The organism is Halomonas sp. ANAO-440, from assembly GCF_019915905.1.
In the GTDB taxonomy this organism is placed as follows: Bacteria; Pseudomonadota; Gammaproteobacteria; order Pseudomonadales; family Halomonadaceae; genus Halomonas; species Halomonas chromatireducens.
Genome location: NZ_JAHXBV010000008.1, coordinates 187,503 through 213,264 on the forward strand (window position 1 = coordinate 187,503; position 25,762 = coordinate 213,264).

General features: G+C 64.6%; 25 protein-coding genes and 1 tRNA gene. 13 read left to right on the top strand and 13 right to left on the bottom strand.

The window, feature by feature from the left end; genetic code table 11:
• Window positions 1-20: 20 nt before the first annotated feature.
• Both rpsP and ffh read right to left on the bottom strand, forming a co-directional pair.
• Window positions 21-269 carry a 30S ribosomal protein S16 gene (gene rpsP / locus KZO25_RS07940; RefSeq protein WP_066451671.1) on the bottom strand — a complete coding sequence of 83 codons (249 nt, stop codon included), beginning with the start codon at window positions 267-269 and terminating at the stop codon, window positions 21-23.
• A gap of 256 nt (window positions 270-525) precedes the next feature.
• Window positions 526-1,953 (bottom strand): signal recognition particle protein, encoded by a 1,428-nt coding sequence (gene ffh / locus KZO25_RS07945; RefSeq protein WP_223136529.1) that lies wholly within the window; start codon window positions 1,951-1,953, stop codon window positions 526-528.
• A 306-nt stretch (window positions 1,954-2,259) separates the two neighbouring features.
• Between ffh and KZO25_RS07950 the strand changes: the two genes are divergently transcribed.
• A complete protein-coding gene (locus tag KZO25_RS07950; protein ID WP_066451675.1) occupies window positions 2,260-3,060 on the top strand; it encodes an inner membrane protein YpjD in 801 nt (266 codons plus the stop codon).
• An 84-nt stretch (window positions 3,061-3,144) separates the two neighbouring features.
• The gene (locus KZO25_RS07955) at window positions 3,145-4,434 is read left to right on the top strand and encodes an HlyC/CorC family transporter (protein ID WP_223136530.1); all 1,290 of its coding nucleotides are present in this window, start codon (window positions 3,145-3,147) and stop codon (window positions 4,432-4,434) included.
• Here KZO25_RS07955 and KZO25_RS07960 read toward each other — a convergent pair whose 3' ends face one another.
• Together KZO25_RS07960 and KZO25_RS07965 are read right to left on the bottom strand one after the other, a co-directional pair.
• Window positions 4,435-5,163, bottom strand: coding sequence for a 1-acyl-sn-glycerol-3-phosphate acyltransferase (locus KZO25_RS07960; protein WP_066452412.1), 729 nt, complete (start codon window positions 5,161-5,163; stop codon window positions 4,435-4,437). It abuts the gene before it with no gap.
• A 32-nt stretch (window positions 5,164-5,195) separates the two neighbouring features.
• Window positions 5,196-5,813 (bottom strand): TetR/AcrR family transcriptional regulator, encoded by a 618-nt coding sequence (locus tag KZO25_RS07965; protein ID WP_066451678.1) that lies wholly within the window; start codon window positions 5,811-5,813, stop codon window positions 5,196-5,198.
• A 169-nt stretch (window positions 5,814-5,982) separates the two neighbouring features.
• Here KZO25_RS07965 and KZO25_RS07970 point away from each other — a divergent pair, with 169 nt between their 5' ends.
• A complete protein-coding gene (locus KZO25_RS07970) occupies window positions 5,983-6,666 on the top strand; it encodes an SOS response-associated peptidase (protein WP_223136531.1) in 684 nt (227 codons plus the stop codon).
• On the top strand, window positions 6,666-9,548 hold the full coding sequence (locus tag KZO25_RS07975; RefSeq protein ID WP_223136532.1) for an insulinase family protein: 2,883 nt from the start codon (window positions 6,666-6,668) through the stop codon (window positions 9,546-9,548). The genes KZO25_RS07970 and KZO25_RS07975 overlap by 1 nt, the downstream gene beginning before the upstream one ends.
• Before the next feature lie 113 nt (window positions 9,549-9,661).
• Here KZO25_RS07975 and sbcB read toward each other — a convergent pair whose 3' ends face one another.
• The 4 genes from sbcB to minC form a co-directional block, all read right to left on the bottom strand.
• Entirely contained in the window at window positions 9,662-11,152 is a 1,491-nt protein-coding gene (sbcB, locus tag KZO25_RS07980; RefSeq protein ID WP_223136533.1) for an exodeoxyribonuclease I, read from the bottom strand.
• A gap of 114 nt (window positions 11,153-11,266) precedes the next feature.
• Window positions 11,267-11,521 carry a cell division topological specificity factor MinE gene (minE, locus tag KZO25_RS07985; protein WP_043512823.1) on the bottom strand — a complete coding sequence of 85 codons (255 nt, stop codon included), beginning with the start codon at window positions 11,519-11,521 and terminating at the stop codon, window positions 11,267-11,269.
• Entirely contained in the window at window positions 11,518-12,336 is an 819-nt protein-coding gene (gene minD / locus KZO25_RS07990; protein ID WP_066451684.1) for a septum site-determining protein MinD, read from the bottom strand. Before minD ends, minE begins: the two co-directional genes overlap by 4 nt.
• A 72-nt stretch (window positions 12,337-12,408) precedes the next feature.
• On the bottom strand, window positions 12,409-13,152 hold the full coding sequence (gene minC / locus KZO25_RS07995) for a septum site-determining protein MinC (RefSeq protein ID WP_066451686.1): 744 nt from the start codon (window positions 13,150-13,152) through the stop codon (window positions 12,409-12,411).
• A 256-nt stretch (window positions 13,153-13,408) separates the two neighbouring features.
• On the opposite strand from minC, the gene KZO25_RS08000 reads away from it, so the two are divergent.
• Window positions 13,409-16,189 (top strand): DUF349 domain-containing protein, encoded by a 2,781-nt coding sequence (locus KZO25_RS08000; RefSeq protein WP_223136534.1) that lies wholly within the window; start codon window positions 13,409-13,411, stop codon window positions 16,187-16,189.
• A gap of 99 nt (window positions 16,190-16,288) precedes the next feature.
• Here the strand turns inward: KZO25_RS08000 and phbB are convergent, their stop codons facing one another.
• Entirely contained in the window at window positions 16,289-17,035 is a 747-nt protein-coding gene (phbB, locus tag KZO25_RS08005) for an acetoacetyl-CoA reductase (RefSeq protein WP_223136535.1), read from the bottom strand.
• A gap of 200 nt (window positions 17,036-17,235) precedes the next feature.
• Here phbB and KZO25_RS08010 point away from each other — a divergent pair.
• Window positions 17,236-17,312, top strand: a tRNA-Met gene (locus KZO25_RS08010).
• Window positions 17,313-17,622: 310 nt separating this feature from the next.
• Here KZO25_RS08010 and KZO25_RS08015 read toward each other — a convergent pair.
• Genes KZO25_RS08015 through KZO25_RS08025 form a run of 3 tightly spaced genes read right to left on the bottom strand, consistent with a single transcriptional unit; the run spans window position 17,623 to window position 20,180 of the window.
• Complete coding sequence (locus tag KZO25_RS08015; RefSeq protein WP_223136536.1) at window positions 17,623-18,504, bottom strand: protein phosphatase 2C domain-containing protein; 882 nt, start codon at window positions 18,502-18,504, stop codon at window positions 17,623-17,625.
• Window positions 18,494-19,456, bottom strand: a complete 963-nt coding sequence (locus KZO25_RS08020; RefSeq protein WP_235588888.1) for a kinase — start codon at window positions 19,454-19,456, stop codon at window positions 18,494-18,496. The genes KZO25_RS08015 and KZO25_RS08020 overlap by 11 nt, the downstream gene beginning before the upstream one ends.
• A gap of 55 nt (window positions 19,457-19,511) precedes the next feature.
• Window positions 19,512-20,180 (bottom strand): vWA domain-containing protein, encoded by a 669-nt coding sequence (locus tag KZO25_RS08025; RefSeq protein ID WP_223136537.1) that lies wholly within the window; start codon window positions 20,178-20,180, stop codon window positions 19,512-19,514.
• A gap of 199 nt (window positions 20,181-20,379) precedes the next feature.
• Here KZO25_RS08025 and KZO25_RS08030 point away from each other — a divergent pair, with 199 nt between their 5' ends.
• Window positions 20,380-21,306 carry a tetratricopeptide repeat protein gene (locus tag KZO25_RS08030; RefSeq protein ID WP_223136538.1) on the top strand — a complete coding sequence of 309 codons (927 nt, stop codon included), beginning with the start codon at window positions 20,380-20,382 and terminating at the stop codon, window positions 21,304-21,306.
• A 78-nt stretch (window positions 21,307-21,384) separates the two neighbouring features.
• Here the strand turns inward: KZO25_RS08030 and KZO25_RS08035 are convergent, their stop codons facing one another.
• Window positions 21,385-22,572, bottom strand: a complete 1,188-nt coding sequence (locus KZO25_RS08035) for a MalY/PatB family protein (RefSeq protein ID WP_223136539.1) — start codon at window positions 22,570-22,572, stop codon at window positions 21,385-21,387.
• 37 nt (window positions 22,573-22,609) lie between these two features.
• Between KZO25_RS08035 and KZO25_RS08040 the strand changes: the two genes are divergently transcribed.
• The 6 genes from KZO25_RS08040 (at window position 22,610) to KZO25_RS08065 (ending at window position 25,749) form a co-directional block, all read left to right on the top strand.
• Window positions 22,610-23,044, top strand: a complete 435-nt coding sequence (locus KZO25_RS08040; protein WP_223136559.1) for a hypothetical protein — start codon at window positions 22,610-22,612, stop codon at window positions 23,042-23,044.
• Between the two features lie 17 nt (window positions 23,045-23,061).
• Window positions 23,062-23,877 (top strand): hypothetical protein, encoded by an 816-nt coding sequence (locus KZO25_RS08045; RefSeq protein WP_223136540.1) that lies wholly within the window; start codon window positions 23,062-23,064, stop codon window positions 23,875-23,877.
• Window positions 23,878-23,958: 81 nt separating this feature from the next.
• On the top strand, window positions 23,959-24,372 hold the full coding sequence (locus KZO25_RS08050) for an acyl-CoA thioesterase (protein ID WP_066449019.1): 414 nt from the start codon (window positions 23,959-23,961) through the stop codon (window positions 24,370-24,372).
• Entirely contained in the window at window positions 24,369-24,839 is a 471-nt protein-coding gene (gene ybaK, locus KZO25_RS08055) for a Cys-tRNA(Pro) deacylase (RefSeq protein WP_223136541.1), read from the top strand. Before KZO25_RS08050 ends, ybaK begins: the two co-directional genes overlap by 4 nt.
• 87 nt (window positions 24,840-24,926) lie before the next feature.
• Window positions 24,927-25,259, top strand: coding sequence for a hypothetical protein (locus KZO25_RS08060; protein ID WP_043516895.1), 333 nt, complete (start codon window positions 24,927-24,929; stop codon window positions 25,257-25,259).
• Window positions 25,228-25,749 (top strand): DUF501 domain-containing protein, encoded by a 522-nt coding sequence (locus tag KZO25_RS08065; RefSeq protein ID WP_066449014.1) that lies wholly within the window; start codon window positions 25,228-25,230, stop codon window positions 25,747-25,749. Before KZO25_RS08060 ends, KZO25_RS08065 begins: the two co-directional genes overlap by 32 nt.
• Window positions 25,750-25,762: the final 13 nt, after the last annotated feature.

The following is a 25,762-nucleotide window of genomic DNA, read 5'->3' on the forward strand; positions in this document are numbered from 1 at the left end:
GTCACCGCAAAGCGACAGGCTCAGGCCTGCTTACGGGCTTCCTTGACCAGCTCTGCCACGCGATCGGACAGCTGGGCACCCTGGCTCTGCCAGTGAGTGACGCGGTCCAGATCGACGCGCAGACGCTCTTCACCGCCACGGGCGATGGGGTTGAAGAAACCCAGACGCTCGATGAAGCGGCCATCGCGCGCATTGCGCGAATCGGTCACGGTCAGATGATAGAAGGGACGCTTCTTGGCGCCACCACGTGCCAGACGAATGGTAACCATGGCGTTAACTGTCCTTCAGTTGAGGTTACGTTTAATACCGATGCGTGACGACCCCGGCTAACGGCCGGATGCCGACATACTGCCCCGGAAGCGGGCCACCAGGCCAGCCTCCGCGTCATTCGGTCACTGTTGCTTATCAAGCGTGCAGCCGGACAGATGTCCGGTCCTGCCATGAAGACGCAGCATTCTACGGAAATCAGCCCGTCTTGGAAAGCCCGACCGACAATCCTTTTGCCGCCCAGCGGCCGATACCGGCTCAGCGACGGGGGAACCCGCCCGGGCCGCCCATGCCACCAGGGCCACCCATACCGCCCATACCCCCCGGGCCGCCGGGACCACCGCCGCCCATCATGCCCGACATGCCGCGCATCATCTTCTGCATGCCGCCCTTCTTGCCTGCCTTCTTCATCATCTTCTGCATCTGCTTGTGCTGCTTTAGCAGTCGGTTGAGATCGGGCACCTGCAGGCCGGCACCGGCGGCGATGCGCCGCTTGCGCGAACCGTTGATGATCTCGGGGCGCTGACGCTCCTTGGGTGTCATGGAGTTGATCAGGGCCTCCAGCTTGCCCAGCTCCTTCTCAGGTCCGGGGCCCTGGGCCATCTCGGCCATCTGGCCCATGCCGGGCAGCTTACCGAGCAGCCCGCCCATGCCGCCCATCTTCTTGAGCTGCTGGAGCTGGTCGCGGAAGTCCTCGAGGTCGAAGCCATCCCCCTTCTTGACCTTCTTCGCCAGCCGCTCGGCCTTGTCCTTGTCGACGGTGCGCTCGGCCTCCTCGATCAGCGACAGCACGTCGCCCATGCCGAGGATGCGCGAGGCCACCCGATCCGGGTGGAAGGGCTCCAGGGCGTCGACCTTCTCCCCCACGCCCATGAACTTGATCGGCTTGCCGGTGATGTGACGCACCGACAGCGCGGCGCCGCCTCGGGCGTCGCCATCGGCCTTGGTCAGGATAACCCCGGTCAGCGGCAGTGCCTCGTGGAACGCCTTCGCCGTATTGGCCGCATCCTGGCCCGTCATGGCATCGACCACGAACAGGGTTTCCTGCGGCTGGCAGACCCGGTGCAGCTCGGCGATCTCGGCCATCATCGCCTCGTCGATGGCCAACCGGCCGGCGGTATCGACGATCACCACGTCATGGAACTGAATCTTGGCGTGCTTGAGCGCGGCCTCGGCAATGGCAACCGGCTTCTGGTCAGAGCGGGAGGGAAAGAAGTCGACCGACACCTCGGCGGCCAGTGTCTCCAGCTGGTCGATGGCTGCCGGGCGGTAGACGTCGGCGGAGACCACCAGCACCTTCTTCTTCTCGCGCTCACGCAGGTAGCGCGCCAGCTTGGCCACCGAGGTGGTCTTGCCTGCGCCCTGCAGGCCGGCCATCAGGACAACGGCAGGCGCCCCCTTGAGCGAGAGCCCCTCGTTCGCCTCGCCCATGGTCGCTTCCAGCTCCTGCTGGACGATCTTGACGAACTGCTGCCCCGGGGAGAGGCTCTTCGACACTTCCTGCCCTACGGCACGCTCGCGCACGCGTTCGATGAAGTCCTTGACCACCGGCAGGGCGACGTCGGCCTCGAGCAGGGCCCGGCGCACCTCGCGCAGGGTATCCTTGATATTGTCCTCGGTCAGGCGCGCCTGACCCTTGATGGACTTGAGCGTCTGCGAAAGCCGCTCGCTGAGATTCTGAAACATGGGCCACTCCGGCTACGATACTGGCAGGGCTGGCAACCCGCCCGGCGTCGCTGTGATTGTTGTCGTGCGACGATCGGTCACGCTCGCCAGGCATCTCGCATTGCCCGCAATACTGTAAAACAGTCGTTGAAACTAGCGGTAGAGAGTTATTGACGCAGAATTATACGCCTTGTGGCCGCCAGTCTCCATGGAGCTGGCAGCCATAGCTGTGCGGCGCTGCACGGATTGGGTATAGTGATGTCGGCAAAAACCTTTTCCTCCTTCGAGATGCATTGACGCCGCCAACGGCGCACGGATGACAACTGAATGCAGGCGCTTCCTCTGGCTATCATGGCCCTCATCCTCTATCTGGGTGCTGCCTCCTGGCAGGGACTCACCCTGCTGCGCAGGGTGCCGCAGCGCCCCGTACTGGTCCGCGCCCTGGGCCTGCTGGGCCTGTTATTCCATCTGCCTGTTGCACTCAAGCTGATTGACCAGAGCCCCGGCCTGCTGCCAGGCCTGTCGACCAGCGCAGTCTTCCTGACGGCGATCATGGTCCTCCTGCTGCTGGCGGTGAGCCTGGCCAAGCCGGTTCTCAATGTAGCGATAGGTCTATTCCCCCTGTCCGGCCTGGCCCTGCTGCTGGCAGTCGGCGTGCCCAGCCCCGAGCGCACCGGCGGCATGACGCCGGGCATCGCCCTGCACGCCATCAGCTCGGCGCTCGCCTTCGCCGTAATGGCGATTGCCGCCTTCCAGGCGGTCCTGCTGGGGCTGCAGAACCAGGCGCTGCGCCACCACCACACCCGTGGCGTGGTACAGGTGCTGCCGCCACTGACCACCATGGAGCGGGTGCTTTTCGAGCTGATCTGGGCTGGCATGATCCTGCTGACCTTATCCATCGTCAGCGGCTTCATTTTCGTCGAAAGCATGTTCGCCCAGCATCTGGCACACAAGACCATCCTTGCCCTGGCTGCCTGGGTGATCTTTGCCATTCTCTTGATCAGTCATCACATTCTGGGCTGGCGCGGCATGCGAGCCGTACGCTGGACGCTGGGCGGTTACTCAGTGCTGTTGCTGGCCTATTTCGGTAGCAAATTCGTGCTGGAGGTCATCCTTCAACGCACCTAATCGCCTGCCAGGCGGAAGTCGCCTTGACAGTGACGGGCCGAATCCCTAAAAACGTGGCTGACACGTCAGCGAGGACCCTTCGACTTGAGCGACGACTTCCCTTTGGGATTGCTGTTCGGCCTGCTTTTCCTACTTATCTGTCTTTCTGCCTTCTTCTCCAGTTCCGAGACTGGCATGATGTCGATCAACCGCTACCGGCTGAACCACGAGGCCAACAGCGGGGACAGCCGTGCCCGCCGCGTGATGCGACTGCTGGCCAGACCGGATCGACTCATCGGCGTGATCCTGATCGGCAACAACCTGGTCAACAACCTGGCCGCCGCCATCTCCACGGTGCTTGCCATTCACTTCTTCGGTGATGTCACCGGCCCCGCCATCGCCCCCCTGGTCCTCACCATCGTGATCCTGATCTTTGCCGAGGTCACGCCCAAGACCTATGCCGCCATCAAACCCGAGCGCATCGCCTACCCCGCGTCACGCGCCCTGGAGCCCCTACTCAAGCTGCTCTATCCGCTGGTCTGGCTGGTCAACGTCATCTCCAACAACCTGCTCAAGCTGCTGGGGGTCAAAAGCATCGAGGGTGGCGGCGAGAGCTTGACCCGCGACGAGCTTCGCACCGTTGTACACGAGGCGGGCACCTTGATCCCCCATCGCCACCAGGCCATGTTGCTGTCGATTCTCGACCTGGAGAACGTGACGGTGAACGACATCATGGTCCCCCGCCACGAGGTGGTGGGTATCGACCTGGACGATGACCTGCCGGCGATCCTTACCCAGATCCGCACCAGCCAGCATACGCGACTGCCGATCTACAAGGGGGACATCAACAACATCATCGGCATGCTGCACCTGCGCAATGCCGCGCGCTTCCTATCCCGGGACGAGGTGACCAAGGCCTCCATCGTCCAGGAGGCACGGGAACCCTACTTCATCCCCGAATCGACCCCACTGCACACGCAGCTGCTCAACTTCCAGAAGCAGAAGCGACGAATCGGCATCGTGGTGGACGAGTACGGCGACGTGGAAGGGCTGGTGACGCTGGAGGACATTCTCGAGGAGATCGTCGGCGAATTCACCACTGACGTGGCGGGCCAGGACCAGGATATCCATCGCCAGGATGATGGCAGCCATGTGATCGACGGCACGGCCAACATCCGCGACATCAATCGGATGCTGGGCTGGCAGCTGCCCACCGATGGACCCAAGACCTTGAATGGGCTAATTCTCGAACATCTGGAAGCCTTCCCCGACGGGCCCGCCTGCCTTCAGATCGGCAGCATCCGCATGGAGATACTCGACGTGCAGGACAACCTGATCACCGGGGCACGCTGCTGGCCGCAACCCTCGCGAAGTGTCCGCCGCCGCCAGGAGTGATCAGCTCTTGCCTGAGCCCTTGCTGTCCAAATCCTTGCTACCCGAATCCTTGCTGCCCAGCCCGTGGCCAACAGAGCAGGCCCAGTCGTCGGCCTCGGCCTTGAGCGCCCGCACCCGGGCTTCCATCCTGTCGCGCCGAGCCAGGCGGGGTGACACCGGCTCGCCGAAATAGAGCGCCACACGGGCCCTGAAACGGCGGGGGCGCTTGGAAAGGGCCGGCCCATCGCAGTGGGACGTCCAGGAGCCCCAGAGACCCGCCAGGCCCGCCGGAATCACCGGCACCGGATCCCGCGCCAGGATCGTCTCCAGTCCGCGGCGAAAGGCATGCACCTCGCCGTCCGGTGTCAGCCGCCCCTCGGGAAACAGCATCACGACCTCGCCGTTGCGTAGCGCACGACTCACTTCTTCCAGCGCGCGTCGCACGCTGCCGGGATCATGCCGGTCGGAGTCCACCGGTATCGCTCCCACCAGACGGAACAGCCAGTTGAGCCAGGGGGAGTCGTAGATCGGCCGGTCCATGAGGAAGCGCAGCGGCCGAGGGCTGGCACCGCCGACCACCAGCGCATCCATGAAGCTGACGTGATTGCATACCACCAGCGCCGCCCCCTTGGCCGGTATGAAGCGACGACCCCGGAAGCGCAAGCGGTAGAGGCAGTGAATGAGCAGATAGATCAGCCGCCGAATGATCGGTCGCGGCGCGCGGGCGACACGCCAGGCACCCGCCGCCATCAGGGTGCCGAAGAGCCCGAGAAAGGCCAGGTTCACGCGATACCGGACCTGTTCCTGAGGCCGGCAAGGATGGTGACCAGCAGCTGATCGAGCAGTTCGCCGACCTCGAGCTGCTGCCCCTGCCAGTACCCCAGCCGCTCATTGAGCCCAAGCTGCACCAGGCCGTGAACGCTGCCCCACAGGGTACGCCCCAGCCGGCGCGCCTCCAGGTCGCCCAGCGCCGGCTGGTACTCCTTGAGACTCGCCTCGACGCGCAGGAATAGGGCCTCGATCATGTCGGACTGGCGCTGATCGAGTTCGCCCTCCTGGGCCAGCGGATAGTCGAACAGCAATTGCCAGCGATAGGGTTCGCGCTGGGCAAACTGCCAGTAGGCGAGCGCCAGGGCGTTGAGCTGGCGCTCGGGAGAGGCGCCCTCGGTCAAGGGCTCGATCACCATGCGCAGGCGCCCCAGGGTCTCGATGTTCACATGCTGCAGCAGGTTGCCGAAACTGCCGTAGAGCTTGAGCAGGGTGCTTGGCGCACAGCCGACCTCACGCGCCAGGGCGCGCAGCGACAGCGTATGTACGGGGTTGCCCTGCAGCCAGGCATCGCTTGCCGCCATGACTTGGGCATGTAGCGCTTCGGGCGCATGCTGTCGGGGACGGGCCATGAATTCCTCGCAGGGCGATGATCAAATCGTAAGCATGGCATGGCGCCTGCCATGCCTCGCGTGGCTTAGGATAGCGCACATCGAACACTGTTTTCGACCATTACGCATCAAGCCCTTTTCAGTCCCGTTCGACTTGGCTACCCTGAGTGCCCCGACTCGCGGAGAAACCATGGCCGGTCGACTCTTCATTCCCACCCTCGATCTCGCTCGACTGCTGCCTGACCTGTGCCATGACGCCCCACTGATCACCGCGGCCAACCTGTCACCACGACGGCCCGTATCGCAGATTCGCCTCGAAGGCGGCAGCGTTCGGCTGTCGCCAGTCTTCTGGGGCCTGACGCCACCGTGGTTGACCGTACTCGACCATGCCCCTCACTGCGCGCGCGCCGAATCGCTGGAGTCGCGCCACATGTTTCGCGAAGCCTTTGCCGCGAGACGCTGCCTGGTTCCGGTGGGTGGCATCTACGTCTGGAAGCCTCAGCCGCGTTTCAAGCAGCCCTTCCTGATCACTCGGGTCGACCGTGGCCCCCTGCTGCTGGCCGGAGTATGGTGCCGCTATCACACCAGCCTGAGCGAACATGCTGACTCCATGGCCTTGATCACCGTGGCCGCCAGCGACCCTCTTGCGCCACTCAGCGATAGGCTGCCAGCAATCATTGACGCCGATGATGCCGCCTGCTGGCTCGACCCGCAGACGCCACTTCCGACAGCCAAGGCCCTGCTGCGTCCCGCCCCAAGGGAACTGTTGGGCGCTTTTCCGGTATCTAGACGAGTGAACGATCCCAAGAACCAGGACCCAGCCTGCGCGCATCCCACCGGGCCAATGCTGCGCTGGAGTGACCAGGAGATATGATGTCCAGTCTTGCTACTTCCCCCCAGGGCCAACGGCACTGGTCAAAACCATTCGCCGGGCTGCTGCTGGCCGGCGCGCTGCTGCACGGTGCGCTGCTGCCAACAGCCGCCGCCGAGACCGCTGAGCAGGCCGCCGAGGCCGCCATTGATGAGGTCGTTACTCCACGGGTCAGCCCCCACGATACACGGGACTACCGGGTGTTGACGCTGGAGAATGGGCTCACCGCGCTGCTGGTGAGCGACCCTGACGCCGACCGGGCGGCCGCTTCGATGAACGTGGGTGTCGGTAGCGCTCAGGACCCCGACGACCTCGCCGGGCTGGCCCACTTCCTGGAACACATGCTGTTCCTCGGCACCGAACCCTTTCCCGAAGCGGATGCCTACCAGGGCTATCTGCGTCGCCATGGCGGTAGCCACAATGCCTTCACCGCGCCACAGGACACCAACTACTTCTTCGACATCGAGCCCGAGGCCCTGACCGGGGCGCTGGATCGCTTCAGCCAATTCTTTCTGACACCGCTGTTCAACCCCGACCAGTTGGAGAGTGAGCGCAATATCGTGCACTCGGAGTACATGGCTCGTATCCGCGACGACGGGCGACGCGAACTCGACGTGCTCAACCAGGTGCTCAACCCCGACAACCCCACCGTCGGGTTCTCGGTCGGCAGCCGCGAGACACTCGATCCGCCCGAGGGAGAAGCATCGCTGCGTCAACGGGTGATCGACTTCTACGAGCGCTACTACGACGCCAACGTCATGCATCTGGCTCTGGTCGCACCGCACTCGCTGGACGAGCTCGAAGCGATGGTCATCGAGCGCTTCGCCGATATCGCCGACCGGGGGCTGGAGCGCCCGGTCATCGAAGAGCCGCTGGTGCGGGAAGAGAGCTTGCCCCTGAAACTGGAAATGCAGTCGGTCAGGGACAGCCGCCATGTACGCTTCATGTTCCCGGTGCCCGATTCCATCCAGTATTACGAGCACAAGCCCGCCGACTACCTGGCCCACCTGCTGGGCCACGAGGGGGAGGGCAGCCTGCTGGCGGTGCTTCGCGAAGCAGGACTGGCCGACGGGCTCTCCGCCGGCGTCGGCCGCAGCGACGAGCGCGATGCCCTGTTCACCGTCAGCATCAGCCTGACACCTGCCGGGGCCGAACGGCTCGACGAGATCGAGGCCACCCTGTTCGCCGCCATCGACCAGATCCGCGAGTCGAGCCTCGACGAGTGGCGCTACGACGAGCAGGCCCAACTGGCCGAACAGCAGTTTCGCTTCCAGCAGCATGGCTCGCCGCTACAGGGCGCCATGCGCCTGGCCATGAACCTGGCACGCTTCCCGGTCGAGGACGTGCAGTACGCCGCCTATCGCATGGACGGCTTCGACCGCGAGCTGGTCGAGCGCTATCTCGACGAGCTGCGCCCTGACCGGCTGCTGCGTCTCTACAGCGCCCCGGATGTCGAAGGCGAGCAGATCTCGCCCTGGTTCAATGCCCCCTGGCGTGAGGCCGGCGATACCGGCCCGGCGACGGCAGAACCCCTGGCCGGCCTGTCCCTGCCGGAACCGAATCCTTTCATCGCCGAGGACCTGACGCTGCTCACCGAACAGCATGAACGGCCCTCCCAAGTGCTGGACGAACCAAGCTTCGCCCTTTGGCACATGGCGGACGCCTCCTTCAACACGCCGAAGGTGGAGTGGCGCATCAGTCTGCAGCATCCGGCGGCCAACTCGGACCCAAGGCAGGCGGCGCTGGCCCACCTGCTGGCAGGCTGGCTGGATGACAGCCTCAACGAAGACTTCTATGCAGCCCGCCTGGCGGGCCACCATGCCGAGGCCTATGCGCATGCCCGCGGCATCACGCTCTCCTTTTCCGGCTGGCGCGATCGCCAGGACCGCGTCATGCAGCGCACCCTGGCTCAGCTACAGCAGGGCGAGATCAACGAGGCCAGCTTCGAGCGTGCGCGCTATCGCCTGCAGCGGGAGTGGCGCAACGCGCCCCAGGCCGCCCTCTTCCGCCAGGCCCATCGCACGTTGACCGAAGCCCTGGTACGGCCGCAGTGGCCCACCAACGATCTGCTGGAGGCCAGCCGAGACCTCGATGTCCAGGCACTGCGCGACTTCCGCGACGCCTTCCTCTCCGATCTGCACATGGAAGCCCTGGCCGTGGGCAACCTCGACGAAGAGCTGGCCATTCGAGAGGGGCGTCAGATCGCCGAGCTGCTGCAGCCTCAAGCCGCGAAGGAAGCGATACCCGACCTGACGCCGCTGCGCATCGTGAGTGACCTGCCGCCACTGCATCCGGTTACCTCGCGGGAGGAGTCACTGGTGCTGCGCTACCTGCAGGGCAGCGACCGCTCGCTCACGAGCCAGGCGCGCCTCGCTGTACTCGGCCAGGTGATCGATACCCCCTTCTACCAGCGCCTGCGCACCGAGGAACAGCTAGGATACGTGGTCAACGCCGGCTATTCGCCGCTGCTCGACGCACCGGGCCTCAGCCTGCTGGTGCAGTCGCCGGATACCCCCAGCGACGAGATCCTGACGCATATCGACGCCTTCCTGGACGCCTTTGGCGAGCGACTGGGCGCGCTGGAGGACGACGAGCTGGCGGCGTACCGCCAGGCGGTCCATGACAACCTGCTGCAGCGCGACACCAGCCTTTCGGGGCGTACAAACCGGCTCTGGCGCGCGCTGTCTTTCGGAGACACCGACTTCGACCGTCGCGAACGCCTGGCCGCACGGGTACTCGACGTCAGCGCCGATGAGCTCCGCCAGGCCTGGCCTGAGCTGCGCGAAGGCGCCACCGCCACCATCAGCCATGATCCGGGCGACGAGCCCAGCGACGTGGCCGACCTGACCCGGCACCTGGAACCGATGCCCGAGGCCGACGACTGACCCGTTCGGCTCCAATCATCGACTCAACGACAGCACCTCAACGACAGCACCTCAACGACAGTGCCCGGCCATTGGCCGGGCACTGTTGCTTCATGGTTTCGTTCCGGAGAAGACTAGCCGAAGGCCTGGGGCGGCATCATCGCCTCCACATGCATCACCAGCTCCTCCAGCACCTGGCGGTCGCGATCGCTCAGCGCCACCTGATTGAGCCGTTCGATCTCCCGGGCAAAGTCTTTCAAGGTAAAGCCGGAGACCGCCGAGTCGTTCATGCGCTCCCAGCGGAAGGCTTCCCAGCGAACCAGCTCTTCACTGGAAAGCGTCTCCGGAAAGCTGCGGGCTCGATAGCGGAAGAGCATCTCTTCCAGCCGCCCATCCTGAAAGGCGAATCGGGCATCCACCAGATCCCAGGGGTCGGTATCGCGCACTCGCTGCATCTGCTGGCGATCGGCTGGCGAGAAAAAACCGCCAGAGTAGATCATCAGATCAGGATCCTGCGGCCCTTCGGGAGGGGGAGCCGCGAAGGCCTCCACGGCCTTGCTCGCCGCATCGGCGCTGCCGGCCAGGCGCTTCCAGTGTGTACGACAGGCGGCCAGATCCAGCCCCAGTCGCTCGACGATATCGCCATACTCGCCCTGCCGGGGGCCATCCACATCCTTCAAGGCCGACGCCGGCAGGATCACCGGACTGCGGTTTATGTGAATCACCTTGAGCGGAATACGCGCCTCACCCTCGGCCAGGTCGTCGTTGCTGACGAAGATGCGCTGACGAATCTGCTCGGCGCTCAGGGTCAGCAGCGGTTCAGGATCGACCGAGAGGTCATAGACGATCACCCCATTGGGGTTGGTGGGGTGTTCGGCAAGCGGGATCACCAGTGCGCTGCAGCCACGGCTCGCCGGGTAGCGGCGCGAGATGTGCAGTACCGGCTTGCGGCCGGGCACGTCGAGACGACGCGCCACTTCACGCTTTTTGCGCAGCGCAAACAGGTGATCGAAGAGACGCGGATTGCAGCCTCTGAGCAGCTTCGCCAGGGCAATAGTGGCACGCACGTCGGCGACAGCATCATGGGCGCCTTCATGGGCGATGCCATTGGCAGCGGTCAGGTCCTCGAGCCGAAAGCTGGGGCTGCCATCCTCGCGACGCGGCCACTCGATGCCGGCCGGTCGCAGGGCGTGGAAGGCACGCACGGCATCGATCAGGTCCCAGCGGGAATTGCCGTTCTGCCACTCCCGGGAATAGGGGTCGAGCAGGTTGCGATAGAAGAGGCAGCGGCTGATTTCGTCGTCGAAACGCAGGCTGTTGTAGCCCAGGGCGCAGGTGCCGGGCTCGCTCATCAGAGCATGGACGCGTCCCGCGAACTCGGCTTCCGGCAGCCCGCGACGGCGCGCCTGCTGTGGGGTAATGCCGGTGATCAGGCAGGCCTGGGGGTGCGGCAGATAATCGTCAGCAGGCTTGCAGAAGAGTTCGACGGGCTCGCCGATTTCGTTGAAGTCGGCGTCGGTGCGAATGGCAGCGAACTGCGAGGGTCGATCGCGACGCGGGTCGGCGCCGAAGGTCTCGTAGTCGTGCCAGAGAAAGGTCATCGGGGCGGCATCGGGCTTCGCCATGGGCGCGGTGTCTCCTGACTCTGCGTCGCTGAGTGGCACAGCCTAACACAGCCTCGCCGATGCCTCAGCCAGGCTTAAAACGTCCAGCCTGCGCTCGGTGCTAGCAGCGCTCGACTACGAACTGCGCGGCAGGGTGACGTTGAGCTCCAGCACAGAGCAGTTGTCCTCGCTGTCCAGGCTGATATTGATGGCATCGTCATCCACCTGGACATAGCGTCGAATCACCTCCAGCAGCTCCTTCTCCAGCATCGGCATGTAATCCGGCTGGCCGCGCTGGCTGCGCTGATGGGCCACGATGATCTGCAGCCGCTCCTTGGCGACCGACGCGGACTTCTTGCGTTCACGCTTCAGGAATTCGAGCAACTTCACCGGCGACCTCCTCCGAACATGCGGCTCAGCAGACTCTTCTTCTGAGTTTCGTGGAAGCGCAGCGGCACCTCCTCCCCGAGAAGACGCGAGACGGTATCAGCATAGGCCTGGCCCGCGTCGCTGTTGTCGTCATGGGTGACCGGGACCCCCTGGTTGGAGGCACGCAGCACCGCTTCCGACTCCGGGATCAGGCCGAGCAGGTCAATGGCCAGGATCTCGCGAATGTCGTCGAGGTTGAGCATGTCACCATCGTCGACGCGGGCCGCGTTGTAACGGGTGATCAGCAGATGCTCCTTGATCGGATCCTCGCCACGCTCGGCCCGGCGGGTCTTGGATGCCAGCAGCCCCAGGATACGATCGGAGTCGCGCACCGATGACACCTCGGGGTTGGTCACCACGATCGCCTCGTCGGCGTAGTACATGGCCAACTGGGCTCCACGCTCGATGCCGGCAGGCGAATCGCAGAGGATATAGTCGAAATCCTTGCTCAGGGTCTCGAGTATCTTTTCCACCCCTTCCGAGGTCAGGGCATCCTTGTCGCGGGTCTGCGAGGCCGGCAGGATATGCAGGTTGTCGACGCGCTTGTCGCGGATCAGTGCCTGATTGAGTCCCGCCTCCCCCTGGATCACGTTGACCAGGTCGTATACCACGCGACGCTCGCAGCCCATGATCAGGTCCAGGTTACGCAGCCCCACGTCGAAGTCGATGACGACAGTCTTGTTGCCTCTCAGGGCCAAGCCGGTGGCGATGGCCGCTGCACTGGTTGTCTTTCCGACCCCACCCTTGCCTGAGGTCACTACGATAATCTTGGCCAAGTTGTCCTTCCTATGGATGACGGTGAAAACGGAAAACGATGAAAAGCGGCGTCACCAGGCGCAAGCCGCCGGTCAACCGAGTGAGGTTATCCCCAACTGGGCATCACAGAGCTTGACCTGAACCGAGGTTCCCAGCAGTTGAGGGTCGATATCCTCAAGGCGCTTGTAGTTGCCGGCAACCGAAAGCAGCTCGGCACGGAGCTCGCGACAGAAGATACCGGCCATGGTATCGCCATGAATACCGGCCAGGGCGCGGCCACGCAGGGCGCCATAGACATGCACGCTGCCTGCGGCCAGCACCTCGGCACCGGCATTGACGGCACCGATCACTACCAGGTCCCCATCCGGGGCGGTAACCTGCTGCCCCGAGCGGACCGTGCCCCGATAGATACGCCCGCCGCTGGCCGTGCTGATCGGCTCCGGGGAGGGTTCCGGCACGTCAGGCGCCGGCTGAACCGTGGACACGCCCTCCAGCGTGCGCGCACGAGCGCCGTCGTTGGGTGGAAACCAGCCCAGCCCCAGCGCCCAGGCCGACTGTTTCACCGGGTCGGGGCCGCCGCGCACCGCTACCGGAAGCAGCTTGTGGGCCCGGCATACGGCACAGATGCGCTCCAGCGCCAGATGAGGCTCGTCGAGCTTCTCTACGCTGAGAACCACGGGGGTATGCTGAAAGAAGGCGGGGGACTGACTAAGCTTGCCGGAAAGCTGCTCTCTGATGCGTTCCGGGTCTGCACTGGCCAGTTCCATGACCGTCATTGGCAGCATGCCCCCCTTGAAGGTAAATGCCATGCTTGCCCTGTCCACTTTGAGGCTCATTGCCGGACTCCACTCGGGTGTTGTCGGGTCGTGGTCTAAAGCTAAGCGACTCCCTGCGACCCTGCAACTGATCATACGGCCAGCCGGGCCGGGATGACAGAGTCGCAGTTTGGCCACACTTGGCTGGGTGCAAGACTTTTCCCCAGCCGCGGCGCATGCTTAGATACATACATTAGACGAAAGATGCCGACCCGATAGCAATAAAACGGCTAGGCGCAGGCGCCTTGCTCTGCGCTCCTCACGCTTAGGATGCCCCATGCCCGGATTCCTTCGACGCCTGTTTGCCCCTCGCTGGAAGCACCACGATGCCCAGGTCCGACGCCTGGCCGTTGACAAGCTCGACCCATCGCGCCCAGACCAGCGTGAGGGCCTGGAGCGCCTCTGCCTCGACAGCGACCCGCGAGTTCGCCTGGCGGCGCTGGCGAGGATCGATGAGCCCGACACCCTGATTCGCCTGCTCGGCGAACAGCCCTATGCCCCGGAGCTGCATCGCCGCCTGATCGACATCATTACCGGCAAGACCGGCGGCATGACGCTGACCCGGCGCCTGCAGCTACTGGAAAACATCGACGACCGCGACCTGCTCTCCGCCATCGCCCTGCAGGGGGACAACCAGCAGCTCAGGCTGGCCGCTGTGGCACGCCTTGACGCGGAAGAGGACCTCATCCATCAGGCCTGCGAAAACGGAATTGCCGCCGTCCGCCACGCCGCTGCGGCACGGGTAACCAGCGAAGCCGGCCTACAACAGCTGGCCCAGAAGGCTCGCCGCGACCGCCAGGTCATGCGCCAAGCCAAAGAGCGCCTGAATCGTCTGAAAGCCGATGCCGCCTCCCTCACCGCCGAGCGAGAGAACCGCGAGGCCCTGCTGGCCAAGCTGGAAGCTCAAGGCCGCGCCCCATGGGAGCCGCTCTATGCCGGTCGATACCGACATCTGGCCAGGGAGTGGGAGTCGATGCCGGGGCTTCCCGATGCCAGCCAGGAGCGCCGCTACCAGGACGCCTGCCAGCGCTGCCGCAAGGTCATATCCGATCACGAGGCACGCGAACACGCCCATGCCCAGGCGGACCGCCGCCGCGAGCTGGCCACCGAGGCCCGCGAATCATTGCTCGAAGCGCTGGAGGAGAGCCTTGCCAGCCTACCCCGGGGGGATCTTCTCACCGAGCAGGATATCGCCAGTCTGCGCTCACAGAAGCTGCTGCTGGCCAACCGCTGGCAGACCCTCTCGGACCTGCATGTCACCGATGAAGGGCTGCGCGAACGCTATGACACCGTATTGGCCGACTATGACCGCGTCCTCACCGCCTGGGAGCGACTGAGCGCAGAGGCGTTCGAACTCGAAGCGGCCCTGAAGGAGCGGAATCCGGAACGCCTGGCGGCCAGCATCGAGGCCTGCCAGTGGCCCGAATCCCTGCCCCCCACGCCGCTGCTCGCCCGGGCCCGCCGCGAACTCGCTGGCTCGGAGAAAACGGACGTCGACATCGACACACGGCTGGAACAGTTTGCAGCCGACCTTTCACAATTGGAGCAGTTGCTCGACCGGGGCGCATTCAAGGGGGCCAGCCGCCTCCATCAGAGCCTCAGGCACCGTGCCGAATCGCTGCCTGACGAGCGACTCCAGAACCATCGGGCCACCCTCAAGCGTCTGGGCGCCAGGCTTGCAGAACTACGCGACTGGCGTGGCTTTGTTGCCGGCCCCAAGCGCGAGCAGCTCTGCCAGGCCATTGAGCAACTGGCCGAGACGCCATCGCTGACCGACGCAGAGCTCGACCGCCGGCACCGGCAACTGGTGCGGGACTGGAAGCTGCTGGGCGATGCCGCTGCCAATCGCCAGCTCTCGGAACAGTTTCGCGCGGCATCGGATCGTATTCACGAACGCCTGGCCCCCTGGCGCGACAGGCTACACGCCGAGCGCACAAGCAACCTCCAAGCCCGAACGGCTCTCTGCGAACAACTGGAAGCCTTGCTGGAAGCTCCCGCCGCAGACGCCGACCCGGACGCCTTGCGCCGCATCCGCGATCATGCCCGGGAGGAGTGGCGTCGCCACACTCCGGTCCCCAAGGAGCAAGCGGAAGCCATCGGGCGCCGGTTCGGACGCATTCGCTACGCACTTCAGGGGCTTATCGACCAGAGGGCTCGCGAAGTCGCCACTACCAAGCGACAACTGGTCGAAGACGCCCGCGCCCTGCTCGAGCGGCAGCTCCCGGCAGCCGCCCGGGCGGAAGAAGCCAAGACGCTTCAGCAGCGCTGGCGAGAGCTGGGCCGTGCACCGCGTGGCGAGGAGCAGACGCTGTGGCGGGAATTTCGCGAGATCTGCGACCAGATATTCGCGGCCCGTGAAGCCCAGCGGGATGACCGCACGCAGCGAGCTCGCCAGCGACTTGAGGAGATGCAGGCACTGATCGACCGACTCGACGCCTGGCAGCCGAGCCGCCATGCGGATAGCACGATCCTGGAACAGGCCATTGATGAGGCGTCGACCCTGGAGCCGCTGCCATCAGGACGGCGAACGGAGGGCATGCGACGCCGCTGGAGCGGCATCGTTCGAGCTCGGCGCGAACGACTCAACCGCCTTGCCGTGGCCGAGGAGATCCAGCGGTGGCAGACCTGCCAGCCCCTGGTCGACGCTCACCTGAAGGCCGACGCCAGGCTGCTCGAGGAGGGTACCGCCGAGGACGTGGCCATCCAGGACGGCTTCTCTCTCCCGGAGGACATGCGCACCGCCCATGAGCAGCGCAATGCCGCACGCCTTCACCCACCCTCCGACGCCGACGTGGCCGAGCAGCTGGCCCGGCTGCGCGTCCATCTTTCGCTGCTGGCCATGGGGCGAGTGAGCCAACATGACGAGCCGCTGCGCCTGGCCATACAGGTCGAGCGTCTCAACGAAGGGCTGAGTCGAGAACTCAGCCGTGCAGAAGAAGTGCGTATCGTGCTGCGCAATCTGCTGGCCACCGGCCCTGTCTCCCCGGACCAGTGGGCGCGTGAAGTGGGTGAACTCGACGCGCTGTTGACACGACTGACCCACCTACCGCCTCCCTGAGAGGGGCTGGACACCGCTGCCGGCTTGCTTTCGCAGCTGCAGATACGCAAACGGGAGGCAAAGCCTCCCGTAGCCGGATGACATTCTGGCGCCGTGGTGTCAGCCCATGAACTGGCCACCGTTGATATCGATATTGGCCCCGGTAATGAACCCCGCCTCCTTGTCTGCCAGGAACACGACCAGGCGTGCAATTTCCTCCGGCGTGCCATAGCGCTTGACCGGGATGGTTTCGCGGATCGCCTCGCGCACGTTCTCCGGTATCTTCATGATCATGTCGGTGGCGATGTAGCCCGGCGATACGGTGTTGACGGTAATTCCCTTGGTGGCGGTCTCCTGGGCCAGCGCCATGGTAAGGCCATGCATACCCGCCTTGGCAGCGGAGTAGTTGACCTGGCCAAACTGTCCCTTGCGGCCGTTGATCGAGGATATGTTGATGATGCGGCCGTATTTCTGGTCGAGCATGGTCCCGATGACACTACGGCAAGTATTGAAGACGCTGTTGAGGTTGGTGTCGATGACCTCGTGCCACTGCTCGTAGGTCATCTTCTTCATGGTGCCGTCCCGGGTGATCCCGGCACAGTTGACCAATACGCTCACGGGCCCGTGCTTTTCCTCGATCTCCTTGATTCCAGCCTCACACGCCTGGAAGCTGGTCAGGTCGACACCAGAAAGCGCTATGTTGTCAAAGCCGTCAGCCTTTTGGGTCTCAAGCCAGGTTTTCGCCTTCTCCGGGTTGTGATACCCGGCAACCACTTGATAGCCCGCTGAGGCCAGGCCGCGACATATTGCCGAGCCAATACCACCGGTTCCGCCGGTTACCCAGGCAACGGGTGCTGTTTGGGTCATATTCCACCTCCCTGATCATGACGCATACTTATGCAGAATGGCTTGACCTGAAGCAGCAGGCAAGCGGTAACAGGATGCTTCCTGAGGGGCGCCCCCTTCAAGCATCCTTTATGATTATGGACCCTTGAGCGACAAGTGCACGAACAACGACCACCCACTTGACATGGCGCAGAAAAAGCGTAGTATTCGCACCACGTTGATGCGGGGTGGAGCAGTCTGGTAGCTCGTCGGGCTCATAACCCGAAGGTCATCGGTTCAAATCCGGTCCCCGCTACCATCTTCGAAAAAACCGAGGCTTCCAAGCTTCGGTTTTTTATTGGACATCGTCACGATGACCGGTCATCGGTTCGCTTTCGATACCAATTCAGCGGTCTCCGCTACCAAATTTGAGAAAACCGAGGCCACAAGCCTCGGTTTTTTATTGAGCGTCATCACGATGACCGGTCATCGGTTCGCTTTCGATACCAATTCAGCGGTCCCCGCTACCAAATTCGAGAAAACCGAGGCCACAAGCCTCGGTTTTTTTATTGGGCGTCATCACGATGACCGGTCATCGGTTCGCTTCCTTTCGCCTCCTCGATCCGCTCTCAATTTTCCTTAAACGCTTCCTGAGGCAGCGCCAGGTCACGTGCGGCGAGGGCGATGCTGCGATCGTCGCCGCTGGTGCCACGGCAGAAGGTATCGCTGTAGAAGAGCCGGACCAGGTCGCGCTGGCGCAGCCGGCCCCGGCGCAGGTCATCGAGCCAGTGGCTAAGCTGTCCTGCCACCCGTCCACCGTCGTGTGCCACCAGCTTCTCGGCAGCACCGTCGCTCATCAGGGCGATGCCTGTCATGGCTGACATCGGCTCGCAGCCGTACTGTACCTGTTCGGTAGTCAGCCGATCGTCGACGAACAGCGTCTGGTTGGCAAACTCGCCCTTGCCCCGTTCACCCAGCGTGACAAGCTCGGGCGCCAGCGCGGGCTCGTCGCCCTCCGGGGATTCGATGGGCACCGCCCGCTCCAGCACGATCTCGCCATCACCCACCTTGAGCCACAGCAGCCTTTCGCGGCCCCCCAACGCCAGCAATAGCGTAGAGCGAAGGTCGCGCGCCGGGCGCAACCGTTCGGCGGCGCGGTCGAGCAGGCTTCCCGTGGCGTGGCGAACCAGAAGCTCGGCGAATTGACCAAGCGGCTCGCTCCCCGGCTCATCCTGACCATCGAGCAGCCAGGCGAGCTGGGGCTCCAGCGTGTCGGCCAGACGCAACATGGCGGCGACCAGTGTGCGCGCACCCACGTCCGACGCCGGCGAGCTACCCGCGCCATCGGCCACCACCAGCACGGGGCGCCAGCCAGCAGCAGCCCCAGCAGCATCCTGGCAGGGCTGCGGGGTTGGCGCTTCAAGATGCGCCAGCCCCGGCACCGCCGTGGCCAGGGCCGTCCAGGCCCCCTCCTGCCGCTCAGGTTCGGCGTGGCTCAGCTCATCGGGCATGAAGCACCTGCGAATCCGGCTTCGCGCTGGGCCTGGCAAGTTCACGGGGGCACTCACCGGCTTCCAGCTGCTGACGATACGTCGTCAAGGCGGCATGCCACTGCGGCAGTGTCGCGCGACGGCTCGGCGCGCTGGCACCCGCCGTGAAGGTGGTGACGAACATGTCGCGAATCGGCTCGGGCAGCTCGCGCCAGAGATCGTACCAGGCCCCCTGGGGCACATCGCGCTGGCCGTGTCCGTAAGCGAAGTTGCCGCGACGGAGATTGCGGACCGGGTCGTCGCCGCCGACGATATCGTAGGGGTGACGTCCCAGCATCAGGCACTTGAAGAGCACGATGGCCAGCGAGAACGCCTCGCTGCGGGGCGTGCGCACGATATCGCGGAAGGCGACGCCCTGATGCTCCTTGGGGGTCATGTCGGGGCTGCCCACCGGGCAGGGATAGAAGGTGCCGCCCATGCGCAGCTGGTAGCTGTCGCAGTCGATCAGCGTGACCTCCTGGGTCGAGGGCACGCAGAAGATATTGTTGAGGTTATAGTCGCCGATGCAGACGCCGGCGCGATGCAGCTGCTGGACGATCTCGACGAAGCGGATCAGATAATCGACGATCTGCCGGCGATCCAGCCCGGGGAAGTAGCGCTGATAGAGCAGCGCATGGGCCAGAAAGCCCATCCTGACGCCCCGGGCCCGATACATGGCGAAGCCGATCCAGCGGTGCTTGTCGTCGAAGACGCGGATCAGGGGCCAGCAGACGTCACGGGTCATGTGCGCATCGCGCAGTTCACGCATCGCCTCCACCTTGCGGTGCAGCTCGTCGCCACGCTTGTCGAGGACCTCGGGGTAGTACCACTTGACGATCACGTCGGGGCGCTCCTGAAGGGCGAATATCTCCCCTTCCCCGCCGCGCTCCAGGCGCTTGCCGAGCCGGCGCGTCTTGCCCAGCGAATCCGTCACGACCCTTGCCCGCAATGCCACTAGACCTCCTTCCCATCGACGCGTTGGGGCATGCTCAGATACTGTCCCAGCTGTCGGTCGGCGGTAGCCTGACCTGTTCGGTGGTAGAAGCCGAGGCGGAGACGCGGCTCATGCTGGCCGACAGCCAGAGGAAGAACTCGCGAAACTTCAAGCCGTCGAGCCGCTTGGCCGGACGCGTCGAGAAGGCGCTGAGCGCCTCGAGATCGGCCTCCTCGACCCCCACCGGCATCACCACCATCTTGCGCTGCTGCGCCAGGGAACGGGCCCTGGCCGATGCCGCCTGCCACTGGTCGGTGGGAACGCCATCGCTGATGACCACCAGCCAGGGCTGGTAGTAGGCGACACCAGCCTTGCGGTAGGCTGCCGTGCGCTCTTCCAATCGGTCCAGCGCCAGCTCCATGGCCGCCCCCAGCGGAGTGAGCCCGGATGCGGCGAAGTGGCGACACTGGGAGATGTTCATGGCGGTGGTGAACGGCAGCTGCTCGGTGACCTTGCCCCCCGCCGTGATGACGCCAAGCTCGACCGAACAGGCGGCCATGTCATCTTCCTTGATCGCTGAAATGAAGGCCTGGACGCCCGAGTTCAGCTCACGGATGGGCTGGCCGAACATCGAGGCAGAAGTGTCCAGCACCAGCATGCAGGCACAGCGAGGAGAGGGGTTTTCGATCAGGTCGCTGCTGCTGTTGAGTTGGTATGTCGCCATCGGCGGCTCCTCGTATCGTGACGCCTGGCACCGTTCCGGCCAGACGAATCCGAGACTACCACAGCCCATGCCGGGATGCCCCGCCAGCTTGGCCAGATCGCCAACGCCAGGCTGAAACGATTCGCACCCCTGCCCTTGAATCATGGGCCAGTCACCCGCATCTATCGAACAAATTCACCTTCATGAAAGGTCTGTGCCCATGTCCATCGTCGATCCCCGCAGCGGTGCCCCCCTGACGCCCCCGGAGCCCGCTCCATCGCCTGCCGCTGCCCCGAGCGATGAGCAGCTGATCATCGATGTCGATCGCAACAACATCCAGCAAGTGCTGGAGTTCTCCACCCAGGTGCCGGTACTGCTCGACTGCTGGGCCCCCTGGTGCGAGCCCTGCAAGACCCTGATGCCCATCCTGGAAAAGCTCACTCGGGAGTACAATGGCGCTTTCATCCTGGCCAAGCTCAATATCGAAGACAATCAGGACATCGCTGCGCAGCTGGGCGTGCGTTCGGTCCCCGACGTCAAGCTGATCAGCCAGGGCGGCCTGGTCGACCACTTCCAGGGGGCGCTGCCCGAGAAGGAGATCCGCGAGTGGCTGGGGCGCTATTTCCCCGCCCCGGAAGACGCCCCGGCCAGCCCCGAGGAGCAGGCCGCCGAGGCCCTGGCCCAGGGCGACGCCGAGACGGCCCGCACTCTCTACGAGGAGCTGGTCCAGCAGCATCCCGAGCATTACGCCTACCAGGTGGAGCTGGCGCGGGCACTGGTGGCCCAGGAGCGCAGCGGGGAGGCCCTGGCACTGCTCGACAACCTGCCACCCGAGGAGCGAGACGCGGCACCGGCAAGAGGGGTGCGTGCCAGCGTCGAATTCAGGGAGGAGGCACCCACCGGTGAGGAGCTGGAAGCCCTGGCCGGGCGCGACGACAGCGAAGCGCAGTTCAAGCGCGCGCTGCGCCAGGTGGCCGATGGTCAGTACGAGGCGGGGCTGGAAGCGCTGCTGAAGCTGATGCAGGCGGACCGCGCCTATGGCGACGACGTTGCCCGCAAGACGCTGCTGAGGGTCTTCGATGCCCTGGGGGCCGAGCATCCCTTGACCGTGACCTACCGTCGCCGGCTCTTCACCCTGCTCTACTGAGCCCGACGCTATCGAGCACCATGTGCAGGATGGATCGTTTCAGGAGGCGGCCCCGACAGGGGCCGTCTCTTTTTCGGCTCATCCCTTCAACACACCGTCGAGTCGGGACAGGGCCTCATCGAGCTGAGCGGCGGTGGTGCCGAAGTTGAGACGCACGAACCCCGGCCAGCCGAAATCGCTGCCATCGGAGAGGGCCACCCCGGCCTCCTCCAATAGCACCTGCTGGGGTGAGCCCGCTAGACCGGCCAACCCTTCGGCAACACGCAGGTCCAGCCATGCCAGGTAGGTGGACTGGGGTGCGCTCAGAGCAACGCCGGGCCAGGCGGCCACCCGCTCGACCAGGGTGCGGCGATGACCGCGCAGCACCTCGATCAATGTCCGGCGCCACGGATCGCCATGGGCATAGGCCGCCTCGGCGGCCACCAGGCCGAGCACGTTGCTGTCAGGCATCAAGCCACGGAGGGCGGCGGCAAAGCGGTGGCGCAGGGACTCATTTTCGATCACGGCACAGGCCGTGGTCAGTCCGGCGAGATTGAAAGTTTTGGAAGGCGCCCAGAGAGTAATCGTGCGGGCAGCCAGCTCGGGGAAGGCAGCCGCCAGCGGGCGATGGCTGGCACCCTCGTCCAGCAACAGGTCACAGTGCAGCTCATCGGAGACCAGCAGCAGGTCGTGGCGTTCCACCAGCTCCGCCAGCGCAGTCAGCTCCTCGTGACGCCAGACCCGACCGGTAGGATTGTGGGGGTGACACCACAGCAACAGTCGGGTCCGTGGGGTAACGGCCGCTTCCAGCGCCTCGATGTCGAGGCGCCACTGCTCGCCCAACACCTGCGGTGGCGCCATCGCCGCTCGCTGGGGCAGCCGCCCTGTGCGCTCGGCCACCTTGAGGAAAGGTGGGTAGATCGGTGTGATCGTCAAAACGCCGTCACCCGGCTCGGTCAGAGCCAGGCTGGCCAGATGCAGTGCCGGCACCACGCCGGGGAGCCAGAGCTGCCATTCGGGCTCGATCGCCCAGCCATACTCCCTGGCGCTCCACTCGCATAGAGTCTTGCGTAGCGAGTCGGGTACCATGCCATAGCCGTAGACACCGTGATCGACGCGTTCACGCAGCGCCTCAATGACCGCCGGCGGTGAGCGAAAGTCCATATCGGCCACCCACAGTGGAAGCACGCTTTCGTCATAACGGTGCCACTTCTGCGAAGGCCACCGTTGTGAAGACCCCTGTTCGGGGTGGCGACGCTCGACGGGCGTGGCAAAATCGAACTCCATGTTCTTTCCTCGGGAAGCAGCGACAATGAGTGAAACCATGCCGCAAAGCGGCTTCTATGCCAAGGTACGACAAGGCATGCCCGCCCTGATCGAACAGTGGCTCAAGCTGGGAAGCGGCGATCCGGACCGGCTGGCCCTGATTCTGGCAGAGACCGCTCGGGTGGCAAAACTGGGGCAGCCCGACGAGACACCCGCTGGCGCCACGCTGGCGGCCTGGAGTCGCCCCGAGGCTGGAGACGACATCCCGCTCTGGGCGGCACGCACCGCCGCGTTCCTGCTGGTTCAGATGCCGGCGCGCCCTGAGCCGCACAGCGACAACGAGGCCTGCGCCTGGGCCTACTGCTGGCTGCTCAACCGCAGCTTCGATGACGTGGAGGCCGCCAGGGCCGCCCTGCCGACGCATCTTCATGACAAACTCACCCATGCAGTCGGCGCCGCCTGGGCCGATCGCCAGGGCCTGCGACTCGTCTAGACCATAAGGACTCACCCATGGAAGTTCCCTTGAGCTGGCAACTGGCCAAGCTGGTGGTGTCGATCGGCATCGTGCTGGGCCTGGCGATGGTCGCCGAGCGCGTCAGTACTCGCATGGCCGGGCTGCTCGCCGGTTACCCGCTGGGTACTGCCATTGCCCTGTTCTTCATTGGGCTTGAGATATCGCCGGGCTTTGCCGCCGAGAGCGCGGTATACAGCCTGGCCGGCTTTACCGCCACCATGGCGCTGGGTGGTGGCTACCTGATCTGCGGCCGTCGCGACGGCCTCAGGGGAGTACTCACCGGCACCGCCGGGGGCCTGACGGCCTGGTTCCTGGTCAGCCTGCTGCTGACCCGTTTCGAATTCACTCGTCTGACCGGCACCCTGACCACCCTGCTGGCCATCTTTGTCTTTACCTGGCTCTATCGTCACATTGCGGAGACCCGGGTCACGGTCAAACCCGGCGGCTCCCGCTGGCCGGCACTGGGGATGCGGGCGACGCTGGCTACCGCTATCGTGTTCCTGGTGACCGGGCTCGCTCATGTGCTGCCCGCCTCCTGGGCGGGGATGCTGGCGGCCTTCCCGATCTCCATGTTCCCGCTGCTGGTGATCCTGCACCTCACCCACGGAGCAGCCCCAGCCGCCACGGTGATCAAGCATTATCCGGCCGGCCTGGGAGCACTACTCTGCTACGCCCTGTGCGTCTCCCTGACCTATGCCACCCTGGGCCTGTTCCTGGGCACCCTGGCCGGATTCGGGGTGGCTACTCTCTGGCTGCTTGGCTGGACTCGGCTCCAGGCCTGGCATGCCGCTCGGGCCAATAGCGCCACTTGACCTAGCGCTTGCTCGGGGCAATGCTGGTTCTTGACGCCCCGCTTCGACAGGACAACATTCTGACCCACAAGGATCATTGCCATGTTCGTGCGCACCATCGAGCCCGCCTTCTACGACACCGACGCCCTGGGTCATATCAACAACACCCGGTTGCCGGCCTGGTTTGAGATGGCCCGGAACGACCTTTTTCGACTGTTCACACCGGACCTGGACCCGCGCAAGTGGCGGCTGATCATGGCGCGCATGGAGATCGACTACCGGGCCGAGCTGCACTATGGCAGCGACATCGAGCTGCGCACCTATCTCTCGCGACTGGGCAACAGCTCCTTCACCGTGACCCAGGAGGCGTGGCAGAAGGGGGTGCTCACCAACCTGGGGCACACCGTGCTGGTACACTTCGACCATGGCGAGAAGCGGGCCGTACCGATCGAAGGCGAATTGCGCGCTGCGCTGGAGGCTCACCTGCGCGCCGTCGAGGAGCCAGCGAAGGCATGACGCCGGCCATCAAGATGCTCGAGCGCCACGGCGCCACCTTCGAGCTGCTCAGCTACGAACATGACCCTCGCGCGGCGGCCTACGGCGAGGAGGCGGCCCGTGCGCTGTCGCTGGAGCCCCGCAGCGTGTTCAAGACCCTGGTGGCTCGGCTCGACGATGGCCGCCTGGTAACAGGCATCGTCCCAGTCACTGCTCAGCTGGATCTCAAGGCACTGGCAAAGTCCGCCGGCGCCCGGCGGGCAAGCATGGCAGATGCCACCGAAGCGGAGCGTGCAACGGGCTATGTACTCGGTGGTATCAGCCCCCTGGGGCAGAAGAAGCGCCTGCTCACCTTCCTGGACGAGAGTGCCGTGAGCTTTACCGTGGTCCATGTCAGTGGCGGCCGGCGCGGCCTGGAAATCCGCCTGGCGCCCGACGATCTGGTTCGCCTGACGAGCGCAAAGCTGGCGCCGCTCGCACGATACTGACATTACCCTGAGCCAAAGCCCGACCCTCGTGGTCACAGAGTCATGGCCCACCTGGTTGGGACCACCTACTTTTGCCTGGAGCTGATCATGGCCATCCGCTATAACCTCTGGCTCGATCCCGACAACGTCGACCAGCACCGTGCGGTGGAAGAGGATCTGGAGCGATACTTCATGGAGCGTTTCGCGGATTACCCCCACATCCGCTTGTTCGGGGCAGACCCCTACGATTATGATGCGCCGTTCAATCGCCTCTACGACGTGTTGATGGCACGGGCCAATGAGTACTGCGAACGACGCTGGAAGGGCTATGTTCCCTCCCCTGAGCAGCTCAACCGAACCTTCTTTCGCGCCGTGGGCCGCTCCAACAAGTTCGTACGGGACCCAAGCGATGGTGATCCAGACCGATCAGACACCCGATGAACGCCAACTGGCCATCATTGCCCGCCAGCTGGGCCGCGCTCCCCGGGGCATAGAGGCCGTTGCCGCCACCGATGGCGAAGGCACACCCCTGGTGCTGCGCATGGCGCCCATCGTCGAGGGCAAGCCCTTCCCCACCCTCTACTGGCTCTGCTCCGACCGTCTGAAGATCGAGATCTCGCGCATCGAGGCCCGCGGCGTGATCAAGGAGCTGGAAACCCGGCTTCAGGAGGACGGTGATTTCCTGGCAGCCTATCACGCCAGCCACCGGGACTATGTCGCATCACGCTGGCATCACATGGTGCCGGCCCAGCGCGAAAGGGTCATCCAGCTCGGCTACGAAACGGTCCTTCGCGAACGCGGCATCGGCGGCATCGCCAACTGGGACCAGGTCCGCTGCCTGCATACCCAGTATGCACACCACCTTTGCGGCGACAACGTCATCGGCCAGTGGATGGACCGGGAATATGCCGTTGCCGACTGCCTCCCCTGAGACTCCTTTTCGT